Source organism: Kaistia soli DSM 19436, from assembly GCF_900129325.1.
Lineage (GTDB): Bacteria > Pseudomonadota > Alphaproteobacteria > Rhizobiales > Kaistiaceae > Kaistia > Kaistia soli.
In genome coordinates, this window is record NZ_FQUP01000005.1 from 198,956 (window position 1) to 212,785 (window position 13,830).

General features: G+C 63.2%; 14 protein-coding genes. 3 read left to right on the forward strand and 11 right to left on the reverse strand.

Features of this window, described 5'->3' with window-relative positions; all coding sequences use genetic code 11:
- Positions 1 to 21 precede the first annotated feature (21 nt).
- Together pcaC and pcaD are read right to left on the reverse strand one after the other, a co-directional pair.
- Complete coding sequence (gene pcaC, locus BUB39_RS20485) at positions 22 to 423, reverse strand: 4-carboxymuconolactone decarboxylase (RefSeq protein ID WP_073057515.1); 402 nt, start codon at positions 421 to 423, stop codon at positions 22 to 24.
- Positions 416 to 1,210, reverse strand: a complete 795-nt coding sequence (gene pcaD, locus BUB39_RS20490) for a 3-oxoadipate enol-lactonase (protein WP_073057517.1) — start codon at positions 1,208 to 1,210, stop codon at positions 416 to 418. Before pcaD ends, pcaC begins: the two co-directional genes overlap by 8 nt.
- Positions 1,211 to 1,311: 101 nt before the next feature.
- Here pcaD and pcaQ point away from each other — a divergent pair, with 101 nt between their 5' ends.
- Complete coding sequence (pcaQ, locus tag BUB39_RS20495) at positions 1,312 to 2,259, forward strand: pca operon transcription factor PcaQ (protein WP_244540326.1); 948 nt, start codon at positions 1,312 to 1,314, stop codon at positions 2,257 to 2,259.
- A 21-nt stretch (positions 2,260 to 2,280) separates the two neighbouring features.
- Here the strand turns inward: pcaQ and BUB39_RS20500 are convergent, their stop codons facing one another.
- The 7 genes from BUB39_RS20500 to BUB39_RS20530 all read right to left on the reverse strand — a co-directional run bounded on the left by BUB39_RS20500 (position 2,281) and on the right by BUB39_RS20530 (position 9,425).
- Positions 2,281 to 3,723, reverse strand: a complete 1,443-nt coding sequence (locus tag BUB39_RS20500; protein ID WP_073057519.1) for an aldehyde dehydrogenase — start codon at positions 3,721 to 3,723, stop codon at positions 2,281 to 2,283.
- A 60-nt stretch (positions 3,724 to 3,783) separates the two neighbouring features.
- Positions 3,784 to 4,569, reverse strand: coding sequence for a coniferyl-alcohol dehydrogenase (locus BUB39_RS20505; protein WP_073057521.1), 786 nt, complete (start codon positions 4,567 to 4,569; stop codon positions 3,784 to 3,786).
- A gap of 36 nt (positions 4,570 to 4,605) precedes the next feature.
- Positions 4,606 to 5,670, reverse strand: a complete 1,065-nt coding sequence (locus BUB39_RS20510) for a branched-chain amino acid ABC transporter permease (protein ID WP_073057522.1) — start codon at positions 5,668 to 5,670, stop codon at positions 4,606 to 4,608.
- Positions 5,667 to 6,563 carry a branched-chain amino acid ABC transporter permease gene (locus BUB39_RS20515; protein WP_073057599.1) on the reverse strand — a complete coding sequence of 299 codons (897 nt, stop codon included), beginning with the start codon at positions 6,561 to 6,563 and terminating at the stop codon, positions 5,667 to 5,669. Before BUB39_RS20515 ends, BUB39_RS20510 begins: the two co-directional genes overlap by 4 nt.
- Positions 6,563 to 7,288 carry an ABC transporter ATP-binding protein gene (locus BUB39_RS20520; protein ID WP_073057524.1) on the reverse strand — a complete coding sequence of 242 codons (726 nt, stop codon included), beginning with the start codon at positions 7,286 to 7,288 and terminating at the stop codon, positions 6,563 to 6,565. Before BUB39_RS20520 ends, BUB39_RS20515 begins: the two co-directional genes overlap by 1 nt.
- Positions 7,285 to 8,037 carry an ABC transporter ATP-binding protein gene (locus tag BUB39_RS20525; RefSeq protein ID WP_073057526.1) on the reverse strand — a complete coding sequence of 251 codons (753 nt, stop codon included), beginning with the start codon at positions 8,035 to 8,037 and terminating at the stop codon, positions 7,285 to 7,287. The genes BUB39_RS20520 and BUB39_RS20525 overlap by 4 nt, the downstream gene beginning before the upstream one ends.
- Positions 8,038 to 8,111: 74 nt before the next feature.
- Positions 8,112 to 9,425: an ABC transporter substrate-binding protein gene (locus tag BUB39_RS20530; protein ID WP_073057600.1), complete on the reverse strand. Its 1,314-nt coding sequence runs from the start codon at positions 9,423 to 9,425 to the stop codon at positions 8,112 to 8,114.
- A gap of 587 nt (positions 9,426 to 10,012) precedes the next feature.
- Between BUB39_RS20530 and BUB39_RS20535 the strand changes: the two genes are divergently transcribed.
- Positions 10,013 to 10,942, forward strand: coding sequence for a helix-turn-helix transcriptional regulator (locus BUB39_RS20535; RefSeq protein WP_084527764.1), 930 nt, complete (start codon positions 10,013 to 10,015; stop codon positions 10,940 to 10,942).
- A 24-nt stretch (positions 10,943 to 10,966) separates the two neighbouring features.
- Here BUB39_RS20535 and BUB39_RS20540 read toward each other — a convergent pair whose 3' ends face one another.
- The gene (locus tag BUB39_RS20540; protein WP_073057528.1) at positions 10,967 to 11,704 is read right to left on the reverse strand and encodes an IclR family transcriptional regulator; all 738 of its coding nucleotides are present in this window, start codon (positions 11,702 to 11,704) and stop codon (positions 10,967 to 10,969) included.
- A gap of 283 nt (positions 11,705 to 11,987) precedes the next feature.
- Here BUB39_RS20540 and BUB39_RS20545 point away from each other — a divergent pair, with 283 nt between their 5' ends.
- Positions 11,988 to 12,839 (forward strand): VOC family protein, encoded by an 852-nt coding sequence (locus tag BUB39_RS20545; RefSeq protein ID WP_073057530.1) that lies wholly within the window; start codon positions 11,988 to 11,990, stop codon positions 12,837 to 12,839.
- A gap of 131 nt (positions 12,840 to 12,970) precedes the next feature.
- Here BUB39_RS20545 and BUB39_RS20550 read toward each other — a convergent pair whose 3' ends face one another.
- A complete protein-coding gene (locus BUB39_RS20550) occupies positions 12,971 to 13,762 on the reverse strand; it encodes an SDR family NAD(P)-dependent oxidoreductase (protein WP_073057531.1) in 792 nt (263 codons plus the stop codon).
- Positions 13,763 to 13,830 lie beyond the last annotated feature (68 nt).

Here is a 13,830-nt window from a genome sequence, read left to right on the forward strand (position 1 = left end):
CCTCCTCCCGATCCTCCGCCGTCAGCCTGTGGTCTTCGCTTCGGCGTCCATTTCCGCGTATGTCTTCGCGGCAATCTTGAAGGCGTGGTTCGCCGCGGGCACGCCGGCATAGATCGCGACATGCAGGAGCGCTTCCTTGATGTCGTCCATGCTGGCGCCGGTGTTCCGGGTCGCGCGGATATGCATCGCGACTTCGTCATGATGGCCGAGCGCTGCCAGAAGCGCGATGGTCAGCATTGAACGTTCGCGTCTTGAGATCGTATCGCGCGACCAAACCGAGCCCCAGGCGCTCTCGGTGATCAGGGTCTGGAAGTCGGCGTTGAACGCGGTGGTCGACGCCACGGCCGCGTCGACATAGGAGGCGCCCAGAACCGTGCGGCGCGTCTCCATGCCGGTCTTGTAGCGCTCGGTCGGCTCAGACATGTCCGTTCTCCTCGAGATGGCGGGCGATGAGGGCCGCGAGAGCAGCGGGCTGCTCGACCGGCGGGATATGGCCGCACGATGCGATGGTCTCGAACCGGGCGCCGGCTATGCGATCTGCGGTGGCCCGGACGAGATCGGGGGGCGTCGAGAGATCCTGGTCGCCGGCGGCGACGAGCGTCGGCACGGCGATGGCACCGATCCGCTCGGTCAAGTCGGCGTCGCGGATTGCCGCGCAGCTGCCGACATAGCCCTTTGGCGGGGTGCGGAGCAGCAGATTGCGCCAGCCGGCGAGCTGCACGGGATTCGTTTCGCGGAAGGCTGGCGTGAACCAGCGCTCCATGACCGCGTCGGCGATCGGCTCAAGTCCGCCATGCCTGACGGCGTCGATCCGGGCATTCCAGCTCTCGGTAGTGCCGATCCTGCACGCCGTATCGGCCAGAACCAGCGCCGCAAGGCGTTCCGGTGCGCGGAGCGCCAGATTTTGCGCGATCAAACCGCCGATCGAAAGCCCGACCAGTGCAAAGCGATCCAGTTTCAGGTGATCGGCGAGGGCGAGCAAATCGTTGGTGTGATCGTCGATGGAATAGAGACCGGCAGGCGCGTCGGAAAGTCCGTGGCCGCGCTTGTCGTGCAGGACCATGCGCCAACGCTGGCCGAGCCGGGCGACGACTTCGTCCCAGATCCGGAAATCCGTGCCGAGAGAGTTGACGAACAGGATTGCCGGGCCACCGACCCGCCCGGTCTCGGTCCAATGGATCACCTGATGGTTCAGCAGCGAAAACGCCATGGCAGATCGAGGTCCGAAGCAAAGTGACACAGCAGGCTTAGCCCCTGCGGATATTCATGTAAAATGAGATATTGGCTGATCCATATAACTCAGGAGTTATGATGATTGACAGCATGCGCGGCGAGCTTGTCGATGCGCGGATCAAGCTGCGCCATCTTGTGTGCTTCCTGGAAGTCGCGCGGCTGAAGAGCGTCGTCCAGGCGGCGTCCGTGCTCGGCCTCAGCCAGCCCGCCGCCTCCAAGACGATCCAGGAACTGGAAACGATCCTGGGGGTCGAACTCTTCGATCGCAGCCGCCGCAATCTGATCCTCACGGCCTATGGCGACGTGTTTCAGCGCTATGTCGGCGCGAGCCTGACATCGCTCAAGCAGGGTGTGCGTTCGGTGGTTCAACCGGACAGCACCGTCGCCTTCACAATCGGAGCGCTGCCCACCGTTTCGGCGAGCATCCTGCCGTCCGCCGTGCTGCATTTCAGCGCCCAGCGTCTCGGCATGAAGCCGCGCATCATCACCGGGCCCAATGCTTTCCTGATGTCGCAGCTGCGCGTCGGCGATGTCGATCTCGTCATCGGCCGCATGGCCGAACCGGAGACCATGCGCGGCTTTGCCTTCGAGCATCTCTATTCGGAAGCAATCGCTCTGATTGTCCGGCCCGGTCATCCGCTGCTGGGGGGCCCCGGCTTCGATATCGGCGCGATCAGCGGCTTCCAGATGCTGATGCCGCCGCCAGGGTCGATCATCCGGCCGATCGTCGACCGCTTTCTCGTCGCCCATGCGGTCGGACCTCTCGTCGCGGGGGAGATCGAGACCGTGTCGGACGCCTTCGCGCGCAGCTATGTCCGCGCATCCGATGCGGTCTGGATCATCTCGAAGGGCGTGGTCATCGAGGATGTGACGCATGGCTTTCTCGCGATGCTGCCGGCAGACACATCGGACACGCAGGGTCCCGTCGGCCTTACGACGCGCGCCGACGTGCCGCCAACGCTGCCGGTCCAGCTCTTTGTCCAATCGGTTCGCGCGGTCTTGGCGGGTCGCGCCGGCTCCGTGTGAGCCGGCGCTGTTGGCGCTTGGTCAGAACGGATATTGCTGCGACCCTTCGATCGTGACCCACCGCAACTCCGTGAACTCGGAGATCACGGCCTTGCTGCCGAAACGGCCATAACCGGACGACTTCACACCGCCAAAAGGCATTTGCGGTTCATCGGCGACGGTCGGTCCGTTGATGTGGCAGATGCCACTCTCGATCCGTTTTGCGACTGCGAGCGCGCGCTTGATGTCCTGTCCGAACACGGCGGAGGAGAGGCCGTATTCGGTGTCGTTAGCGACCCGCACGGCCTCGTCGACACCGTTGACGCGAACGATCGGCTTCACCGGACCGAAGGCCTCTTCCGAATAGACGCGCATGTTCGGAGTCACGCGGTCGATCACGGTGGCCTCGACGACCGTGCCAGTGCGTTTCCCGCCAGCGACGAGGATGCCGCCCTTGGAAACAGCGTCCGCGATCAATTCGTCCATCCGCTCGGCAGCCTTGAGGTCGATGAGCGATCCGAGAACCACATGGCCACGCGGATCACCGGCGGGCAACGAAGCCGCCTTCGCCGCGAATTTCGCGACAAACGCGTCGGCGACCTTTTCGTCGACAATGATGCGTTCCGTCGACATGCAGATCTGGCCCTGGTGCAGGAAGGCGCCGAACGCGGCCGCCGAAACGGCCTGATCGATATCGGCATCGTCGAGCACGAGAAACGGTGCCTTGCCGCCGAGTTCCAGCAGCACGGGCTTCAGGTGTTCGGCCGCGAGCTTGGCGATGATCCTTCCAACCTTGGACGATCCTGTGAAGTTGACCCGTCGGATCGCGGGATGCGCGATCAGCGCCTCGATAACGGTCGGTGCGTCGGCTGGAGCGTGTGAAATCACATTCACCACGCCCTTCGGGAAGCCGGCATCGTTCATCACCTGGCCGATCAGATGGTGCGTGCCGGGGCAGGCCTCTGACGACCGCAGGATGACCGTGTTGCCGCAGGCAAGCGGAGCGGCAATTGCTCGCGCACCGAGGATGATCGGCGCGTTCCAGGGCGCGATGCCGAGCACGACGCCGGCCGGCTGGCGAATGGCGAGCGAGAGGATGCCGGGCTTGTCGGCAGGGATGATTTCACCGGTAATCTGGGTCGTGAGAGCCGCAGCCTCGCGCAGGTGGCCGGCGGCGAGATGCACGTTGAACCCCGCCCAAGGAGCTGTGGCGCCGGTCTCTTCCAGCATGAGTTTGACGAAATCGGCCGCGCGGCTCTCCAGCAGGTCCGCCGCCTTCATGAGCAGTGCGCGCCGTTCACTGGGGCCGGTCTCGGACCAGCTTTCGAACGCCTTGGCGGCCGACGCGACGACCGCATCGACATCGGCGAGGCCCGCCGCTGCGGCGCTGGTTGCCACCGCGCCGGTCACCGGGTCCTTGCGGTCGAAGGTGGCGCCGGAGGCGGCATCTGCTGCTTCGCCATCGATGATGAAACCGATCTTCATGGTTCTCTCCTGCTTCAGGATGTCAGCCGCGTATGGCTGGGCATGGATAGGGCCGACGGCTCAGAAGCCGAGGACATCCGCATTGATGGAGGCTTCGAGGCCGCCATCGACCGGGAGGTTGGCTCCGTTGATCCAACGGGCGCCGTCGGAGGCGAGGAAGAGGATCGCGGGTGCGATGTCTGGCGCGCTGCCAGCCCGGCCGACGCGCGTGATATCGCTGTCGACCCGTGCATCGCCGAATACCTTGCGGAACTCGTTGAGGATCGGCGTCGTGACCGGGCCGGGGCTGACGGCGTTGACGCGAATGCCGCGGTCGCGGAACAGGGCTTGATGTGCAGCGCGCTGCGTCCAGAGCAGCAGCGCCTCCTTTGAGATGGGATAGCCTTCGCCTTCCGCGATCGCGAATTCCTTGACGATCTGGTCGGGATCCGGGAAGCCCTGCACGCCGACGAGACCCTTCGCCCGCTCGAGATTGGCGCGCCAGCCATAGCCGGCGACAGAGGCCACATTGACGACGGCGCCACCCTCGCGGATATGCGGCGCGACGGCCTCGGACAGCGCCCGAAGACCATAGAAATTGATCGCGATCGTTTTGGCGTCGCCGAGTGTCCCGGAAACGCCGGCAACATTGGCCAGTGCATCGATGCGTTGCGGCAAACGGGAGACCAGTTCTGCGATCGATTCCGGCGACGAGATATCGGCCTTGATGAATGACTGCAGCGGTGCAGCCGGAACGTTCCTGTCGACGCCAATAACATCCGCGCCGAAGGCTAGCGCGAGCTCTGCCGTGCGGGCGCCGATACCGGAGGCGACGCCGGTGATGAGAATGGTCTTGCCGAACAGCATGGTTCTGTCTTTCGTTTCCGTTGTCTTGAAATGCGGCTAGGGCGTGCCGACCGAGGGCGCTGCGCCGATCCCGCCGTCATCCGGTGTTTGCATGCGGGTGGCCGACGGGACGCCGAGAATGCGATAGCCGAGCGGCAGCAGGCCGAGGCCGAAGCGGCGCTCCAGCCAGCCCCAGATGCCGCGCGGCACGAACAGCGAGAAGACGAGGGCGGTGGCGCCGAGCCCGATCAGGTACCAGACGCCGCTGCCACCGAACCACGTCTCGATCAGGAAGAAGATCAGCGCGCCCAGGATCGCGCCTTCGAAGGTTCCGAGGCCGCCGACCAGCACCATGAAGATCATGTAGGCGGTCCACTGGACGCCGAAATAGGTCTTGGGCTGGAAGGTGATCGCGGTGGAGAGCCAGAGAGCCCCAGCCAGCGCCGCGCCGAAGGCGGCGAAGACATAGATGATGCGCTTCGTTCCCATCACGCGGACGCCGAGAGACGCTGCTGCCTCCTCATTGTCGCGGATCGCCTGGATCGCCGAGCCGATGCGGCTGCGGAGCAGGACGAACAGGATGACAAGGATGGCCGTCATCGAGCCGAGCGCTACCCAGTAGTTGAGCGCGTGCCGCGTGTCGGCGTCGTAGGCGTTGAGCGCGATCAATGAGGTGCCCGTCTCGCCCTGCACCAGACTGTCGAGATTAACCAGAAGGTGGCAGAGTTCGGCCACAACCCACATGCCGATCGCGAATTCGCCGCCCCTCAGCCGCAGCATGAAGCTGGAGATCGGCAGCGATACGGCCGCGATGATGACGGCCGCGAGCACAAGCGACACATAGACGTTGAGGCCGGCATCGGCGAGCCGCACGGCGGCATAGGCGCCGAGCCCGAAAAAGGCCTGCTGTCCGACGGAGACGAGACCGCCATAGCCGGCGAGTGCGTTCCATGTCACCGCGAGGATGACGTAGATGAACAGCGTCGTCAGCTTGTCGATCGCGTTGTTGCCGAAGAAGAACGGCCCTGTTGCGAGGATGGCGAGGATGATCGCTGCGGCAAGGATGGAGATGCGCGACTGCAGCGTCCATCGCTCGACCCGGACGGTGGGATCCTGGCTCATGCGGAACGCCTCACGGTCTTGCGGAACTTAGTGCCGATCGTGTCGAGATGGAGACGGCCGAACAGCACGGCGAGGAAGACGATGTGACCGGTGATCAGGAAGCCCTGTGGGCTGATCTGGGCACCGAGGCTCTGCGCCACGCCGAGCACGATGCCGCCGATGAGCGTGCCCCAGAGCGAACCAGCGCCGCCGATGACGGCCGCCTCGAAGGCGAAGATTAATTGCGGTCCGCCGGCATAGGCATCGAAGGTAGCGCGCATGCCGAGGAAGGCGCCGGCAATGCCTACCGTCACCAGCGCGATGGCCGCAGCTGCAGCATTGACGCGCTTGGCATTGATGCCGATGAGGCCGACCGTATCCGGATCCTCGGCCGTGGCGCGGATCGAACGCCCGAGCTGCGTCCGGGTCAGGAAAAGTTGCAGCCCGCCGAGAATGACGACCGCGGCGACGAAGGTCAGCGCCGCCAGCTTGCCGATGTAGAGGTCGTCAGTGATCGTCCAGCTGTCATAGGAAAGCTCGTCGATGAACGGGGCGAGCGAACGGGTGTCCGCGCCGAACTGCTCGAACAGGAGGTTGTCGAGCACGATCGAGAGGCCGAAGGTCGAGAGGATCGGTACCAGCATCCCGCCGCGCTGGCTCCGCTCCAGGATCGTCCGCTGCAGGACCCAGCCGAGAACCGCCATGGCAGGCAGCACGAGGATCAGCGCACTGAAGGGATTGAAGCCGTATTGGTCGGCGAGCACGTAGAGTGCGAAAGCGGCGACGATGGCGAGGCTGCCATGCGCCAAATTGATCATGCGCATCACGCTGAACATGAAGGAGAGACCGCAGGCGATCACGGCGTAATAACCGCCGAGCAGGATGCCCTGCACGATCTGGTTGACCCAAATCATCATGCGCTGAGCCTCCCCTTGGCGATGCCGAGGCCAAAATAGGCTTCGGATACCTGCTCGCGCGTGATCTCGCCGCGCTTGCCTTCCAGCACGATCTTCCCCTCCAGCATGCAGACGATCCTGTCCGCCACCCGCATGGCACGGCGCAGATCCTGCTCGACCAGCACGATTGTCGTGCCGCCATGGATGAGCGTATCGAGCGATGCGTAGACGCGGTCGACGGCAAGCGGCGACAGGCCGAGCGAGACCTCGTCGAGCAGCAGGATTTCCGGATTGGTCATCAGTGCGCGGCCGATCGCCGTCGCCTGCTGCTCGCCGCCCGAAAGATTGCCCGCCTTTGCCTTGCGCCGCGGTACGAGATTGGGAAAGGCCTCGAAGACCCGGTCGAGCGTCCAGGGCCCCTTGCGGCCGGCAGAGCGCGCCAGGATCAGGTTTTCCTCGACGGTCATCTGGCTGAACAGGCGCCGGCCTTCCGGGACCAGCGCGATACCGAGCCCAACGCGGCTGTGGGAGGGAACGAGCGTGATATCCGTTCCGCCAAAACGCACGTTGCCGCCCGCCGGAAGATGGGCGCCGGCGATCGCGCGGAGTAGCGTCGTCTTGCCTGCACCGTTGGCGCCGACGAGCGCGATCGTCTCGCCCTTTTCAACGGAAAGGTCGACGCCGCGCACCGCCTGCAGCAGGCCATGGCGGACGTCGAGGTTCCTGATCTCGAGGAGGCTCATTCCGCGCTTCCTCCAAGATAGGCTTCGACCACGGCAGGCGTCTTCATCACCGTCGCGGGATCACCGTCGGCGATGATGCGGCCCTGGTCCATGCAAACAAGGCGATCAGCCACTTCGAGCAGGATATGGACGATGTGCTCGATCCAGACGATCGCGATGTCGCGCCGGCGCAGTTCGCGGATCGTGGCGACGAGTTCATTCGCCTCGCCATCCGTCAGTCCGCCGCCGATCTCGTCGAGCAGAAGCAATTTGGGATTAGTCGCCAGCGCGCGCGCCAGCTCGAGCCGCTTGCGGTCAAGCAGGCCAAGCGTCTCGGCGCGGCGGTTGCAGAGATGGAACATGCCGCAGAGGCGCAGCGAATCCAGCGCCCGTTCATAACCCTCGTCACGCGGAAACCCGCCGCCATTCGCGGCTGCCACGAAGACGTTCTCGAACACCGTCATTCCGCCGAAGGGCCGCGGAATCTGGTGCGTTCGGACGATGCCGCGCCGGCAACGCTCCGAAGCCGAGACATGGGTGACGTCCTCGCCGAGGAGGTCGATCGTGCCGCTGGTCGGAGGATGCGCACCCACGAGCACGCTCAGGAACGTCGTCTTGCCGGCGCCGTTAGGGCCGACAATTCCGACCGCCTCGTCGGCGCGCATCGAAAAGTCGATCCCGTCCAGAACGACCAGCGCACGGAAGCGCTTGTGCAATCCAGAGACCGTTATGATCGGCTTGCCTTTTGCCTCGCTCACGCTTTGATCCATTCGGGTCTGTTCTGTCATCGCGACAGGAAGGGGAGGGTGGACCTCCCGCGCATCGACGCGGAAGGTCCGTCCTGTCAGCCGTTGAGCGGCAGCAGCTTGGCCGCGATCGGGACCTTCGAGTCCGTCGCATTGTCAGTGACGACGAAGTCGAGCTTGAACTTCGAGCCCGGGGCTGCCTTGACCCATTGCGTGCCGACGATCGGACCCGGCGAAACGTTCGGCACCGGGCCGCTCGTGAAGTCGACCTTGCCGGAGATGGTGACCGTGTTCAGCGTGCTGATCGCCTTGGCGATGTCCGCCTTGCTCTTGGGATCGGTGCTTGCTTTGAGCGCGGTAAATCCGGCGTCGAGAAGCGAGAGAGTGGCGCCAAGCTGCTGCGTCCACTGCTTGCCGGAGCTTTCTTCATAGCCATTGGCAAGCGCCTCGCCGCCAATGCCCGTGAGCGATGAGGTGTAGGGGAAGGTCTTGTGCCAATAGGCGTTGTTGCCGAGATTGTAGCCCAGCGAGCCGAGCGCCTCGACGCCGTCCGGAAACAGGCCTGTCTTGGCGAGCTGCGCGATCTTCAATTGCTTGCGGAGGCCCTGCTGCGCCGCCTGGCGCCAGAAAGCAGCGAAATCCGGCGGGATGGGGAAGGAGTTGAAGATCTCGACCTTCTCCTTCTTGAACAGCGATATCTGGGAGGAATAGTCGGTTGTTCCATCCTCGTAAGCGCCCGGATCTATGATAGTAAACCCGGACTTCTCGAGCAGCGGGACAAGATTGGCGCGGATCGCATTGCCGTCCGCGTCGTTCGGATAGAGCACGCCGACCTTCTTGTTCGTCTCGATAAGGCCGAACTGCGAGACGTACATCTTGTAGAATTCGCCGACGCCGAAACCGAAATGATACGTCCATTTGAACGGCGAGGGCGCGCCCGGCTTGGCGCCGCGGCCGAAATACCAGGCCTCCCAAGGCATGACTGTCGATAGGCACGGAACGCCCGCCGCCTCGGCGGCATCGGCAACGGGATTGATGGTCTCCGGCGTCGATATCGCGAGGATCAGATCGACCTGATCGCTGTTGATCAGCGATTTGGCGAGTTGGCTGGCGCGCGAGGGATCCGACTGCGTATCGACATCGATGATCTGGACCTCGTAGGTCTTGCCGCCGATCGCTAGACCCTTGGCTAGAGACTTGCGCGCCAGATCGAGAACATAGCCGTCGGTCTGGCCGAAGCCGGACAAGGCACCGGTGCGCGGACTGACGAAGCCGACCTTGATGATATTGTCCGCCCCGGCGGCGAACGCGCGCCCCTGTGTTGCGAGCATCAATCCGCCAGCACCTATCCCGGCCATCAATTGGCGGCGGTTGGGGCGCAGGCATGCCTCATGGTTCGAATGACTAGACATTGTTTCCTCCCTGTTCGTTCCCCATGTGCCGAGAGCCGGCGCTGGATCGGGTAGTCTCCCGGCTGGCTCGAAACCGTGATCCAGCGCAGCTCGGTGAATTCGGAATGGCTGCGACGCAAAGCCCGCCGCAGTCGCATCTGCGAGCGTTGCCGCAGCGGCGCGGCTTGCAATCTCACGCGTGACGGGATTCAGCCGATCAAACGTACCGCCATCCGAGGCCGGCATGTCGTGATCGCGCAGAAGCAACGGAACATCGAGCACAGCGTCCTCCTCCGACGACAGGCCGCAGAAATCCGGCGCCGGAAACAGTCGCTTCCGGTCTCAATGAAGTCATCAAATTGCCCGTCTCCGTCGCCGGGACGTTTACGGAAAAATCTGCTGCACTCTGAAGGGAACGTTTGCTTCGCCTTGCTCCTCGAAAGGCAAAAGTCCGTTCGCTGTTCGCTTCCTCCGACCATCCAGTTCTTTGGCTGGATTGACGATGATCAGTAAGCCTCAGCGCGGCAGATAGAGGAATGCATTATTCTCGACATAAATAGCACTTTCCTGGATAGTTCGAGTGGTTTCCGTCGAGGTTCCCGCCCGTCATGGTCAGCGCCCGCATCGCATCATCAGCCCCCTTGAGAGCCGACCGGCTTCAGCGTGCTGGCGCTGCCGTGGTTGCGTCGAAGATAGAGACGGGACTTGCCGAGCGCAGTTGGTCAATCTCGGATCGGGAAAAGCGTCATCATTGCCAGCTGTTCTGCGTTCTGCACGGCCGGGCCGTGTTCATCGGGGTCGACCGCCACCGGATGGACCTGCTGGCGCCGGTCATGCTGTGGCTGCCGCTCCCGGTTGCCGGAGAGTTTCGCCTGGAGGCCGGCGGCGATGGCATCACAGCGATGATCGCAGAGGACTTTGTCTGGCGGATCATCGGCGACAGCCCTGTCGCGACCCATCTGCGGCCGATGCTCGAGCGAGTGGTGGTTGCGCCCAGCGACCGGATCGCGCTGCAGCTCGCCGAAATTGGGGTGTCGCTCAATGCGCTCATCCGGGAATCGCGCGAACCGCAAGCGGGAGGCGCAGCGATGATGGCGCTGCACCTCGGCGTCGTCATGCTCCACCTGTGGCGCGCCTCTGGCGGAGGGGCTGCGACGGCCCAACGCGGGAGCGGGGTGACGACGGTTCAGCGTTTCCGCCAGCTCATCGAGCTCCACTACCGCGAAAATCTCGGCGTTGACGACTATGCCGATCGGCTCGGCGTAACCCGCGCTCATTTACACGATGCCTGCCTGCGCGCCACGCGGGAGACGCCTTTGGCGCTGATCCATGTCCGCCTGCTCGAGGAGGCGCAATCCCGCCTCGAGCAAACCGACTTGTCGGTCGAGCAGATCGGCTACAGCCTTGGTTTTCGTGATCCGAGCTATTTCAACCGCTTCTTCAAGCGGCTGACCGGTGTGACGCCGGGTGCCTACCGTCAAAGCGGTCCCGTGGCGCGCACTACACGGGAGCCGCTTTCCTTCGCGGCATGGCCATGAAGTGGTATCGGGAGAGCTGCGCGTTCAGCCAAGCTGCTCGGCCATGAACCCCTCGATCATTCGTGCCGTCGCCGTTACGGCCGTATATATCTGGGGCTGCGTTTCCGTCGTCAGCGAGCGCGCCTCTATAATTACCGAGACAGACGCATTGATGCCAAGTTCGGCATTGCGCAGCGGAGCCGCGATGCCGATCAAGTCGCGGTCAACCTCGCTGCGCGTCTCGCAAAATCCAAACTTGCGGATGGCTGCGAACGAAGCGGCAAGCGCTTCACGCGTCTCCTCGCTCGCCTTATCGGCCAGAAGCGCCGTGATGTTGCGTTTCGGCAGCGAGGACAGCACCGCTTTGGACGTCGCGCCCCGAAGAAGCGGCATCGGGCGCCCCAATTCGTAACTCGTCTTGAAGGTCGCGGCAGGCATGCGGTGCTCGGCCACGCACATGACGGTCTTGCCATAGAGGCGGGCCAGAATGGCCGTACAAGCGACGCCAGCCTGCGTCGCCAATGGCTCCAGGAATTTTGTGCCCGATCGGATGAGGGGATCGGTCAGCACGATCCTGCGGTAATATTCGACAAATAGTGGCCCAAGCCGATAGTGCGATTCGACGGTGCTCTCGAGCATCTCGACGGCGACCATTTCGCGGACCAGCCGATAGAGCGTGCTGGCCGATGTCTCGAGTGCCTCCGACATCTCGGCTACGGTCAGAGACGGCCTGTTCTCGTCGAACAGCGCCAATATGCGCGTATATCGCGTGATCCCCATCATCGAGTCATCGCCCCGTAGCTGCACCGCTCATCAATTTGTCGAATGACGGTATCCCATCCTCACACGATCTCGACAATTCCCGACAGGCGGCCGCGATGCCCCTGACGGGCGGGTAGAATTGCACGCCGCAGCTGCAAGGCCCCTGTCATCCCCAAAGCGTGAGGGCTCGGTACTCTATCCTCGTAGCTCTATGGACTTAATTACCGAATATCGATAATTATGGCCATACAGTATGCAAATTTCTCTCATTAAGATAACTAGAATGGACGCGAAGAGGGCTCCCATGTCGCACAATCCCGTTCAGGCCGGTGCCTATCTGCATCACGTCGCGTTCGAGAGTTCGAACCCGAGGCGGCTCGCAGAATTCTATGCCGCCAATATGGACATGACATTGATCGAAGTCGGGCCCGCCGAATTCCGCTGCGAGGGACCCTTGCGCCGATTCGTTGCCGTGCAGGGCGAGGACAAGAAGCTCGCCTATGCAGGATTGGCCTGCCGGGACGCGGCGGTCCTCGCCGCTCTAAGGGCCCGAGCGGAGACGAACGGCATCGAGATTCTTCCCAGCATCTCGCCCTATTTTGGAGATGATGCCTTTGCGGTTCGCGACTATGACGGTCATCTTCTGTGTATCGGCGTGGCCATCGAGCGCACGGTTGCTTACAAGCCCGGGCATGAAGGACTGCACGCGCCGACGCAGCATCTGACCTTCGCTACCCAGAACCTGCCGGGTTTCAAGGAGTTCTACGTCGATCGCATGGGCTTCTTCCTGTCGGATCGCGTTCTGCATGCTAATGGCGATCTGGCGACCGTCTTCACGACTACTAACCATGAGCATCATACCATCGCCTGCTTCAAATCGAACCGGACCGGTGTCGATCATCACTCCTATGAGGCGGGCAGCTTCGAGACGATCAAGAAGTTCTGCGACCGGTTCGCCGCGAACGGTCAGCTGTTGAACTGGGGGCCGGGCCGTCATGGACCGGGAAATAATCTCTTCGTCTTCTACACGGACCCCGACGGAAACTGGATCGAAATCTCCGGAGAGCTCGAGACGATCTACGATCGCGAGGTGATCGACTGGCCGCAGGATCCGCGGACGCTGAACAAATGGGGGCCAGCCATCCTGAGGTCCTGAGCGACCGCAGCGATTCTGGCCCCATCGAGCGGCTCGACGACGGAAGTCTGAAGTCGGGCCGCGCTCTGCGCCGGTGAGGCGGTTTCCAGCTAGGGGGAGCGCGCCTGATCGGTCGTGCCTGCCACATGCCGCTATGGCTTGACCCAGGTCGCGCCAGAAAGGACGCCGCCGTCGACGACGATGGCCTGTCCGGTGATGTAGGACGAGGCAGCCGAACTCAGTAGCAGTGTGGCGCCGATCAACTCATCTGGATGAGCGAGCCGGCCCGCGGGGATGAAGCGGGCGAACCATTCGGCACGATATTCGTCGTCCCAGAGCGGGCGCGTGAACTCCGTCTTCACAAAGCCCGGCTCGATCGCATTGACCTGGATATTGTCGCCGACCCATTCGCGCGCCATCGCCTTGGTCAGCTGGCTGACGCCGGCCTTGGACGCGGCATAGACCGAGATCGTGTTGAACGCATGTTTAGCGCTCAACGAACTGATATTGATGATCTTGCCGCCGCCCTGTGCGGCCATATGCGGCTGCGCGGCCTGGCTCAGGAAATAGATGCTGCGCAGATTGACGTCGATGATCGCGTCGAAATCTTCCGGCGTCACGTCGACGATCGGCTTGCGACGGTTCGTTCCAGCGCTATTCAAAAGGATGTCGAGCCGGCCGAGCTCGGCGTGGGCCTCGTCGACGAGCGTCCGGCAGGCTTTGGCGTCGGTCAAATCGGCCTTGAAGGTCAAGACCTTGCCGCCGGCGGCCTCGACTTCCTTGCGGGCCGATTCAAGCCGCGCGTCGTCGAAATCATGCAGGGCGACCGTTGCGCCGCTATCGGCCAGCGCCTTGGCGAGCACGCGCCCGATCGCGCCGCCGGCGCCGGTGACGAGTGCCGTCTTACCTTCAAGTGAAAAGAGCGTATCGACGATACGAGCCATGAGTTTTGCTCCGACGAGGACGATTCAAGATGTTTGGGGGACCGAGAAACGGTCTGGCGAAAGTTCGG